Origin of the sequence: Pseudoalteromonas sp. P1-13-1a, from assembly GCF_001401875.1 — a bacterium.
GTDB lineage: Bacteria > Pseudomonadota > Gammaproteobacteria > Enterobacterales > Alteromonadaceae > Pseudoalteromonas.
Window position 1 is genome coordinate 1 of sequence record NZ_LKDV01000149.1, and the last position, 220, is coordinate 220.

Annotated in this window: 1 protein-coding gene; it reads left to right on the top strand. The window is 39.1% G+C overall.

Annotated elements, in window-relative coordinates:
* Nucleotides 1-220: integrase core domain-containing protein (locus AN391_RS20500; RefSeq protein ID WP_152967925.1), on the top strand; the 220-nt coding region annotated here is incomplete at both ends.

The following is a 220-nucleotide window of genomic DNA, read 5'->3' on the forward strand; positions in this document are numbered from 1 at the left end:
GAGCTAAAGAGACTATATCGTGGTTGAACAAGCGAGGTGTAACGATTAGCATGTCGAGAAAGGGAAACTGCTGGGATAATGCCTGTTCAGAAAGTTTTTTTGCTCAGTACAAAAAAGAATGGATGAGTAACCTAAATGAACTGAGTCGTAGCGAAATGACAATACAAAGTCGTTTTTATATTGAGAATTACTACAACTCAGTGCGAATGCATGGGACGAT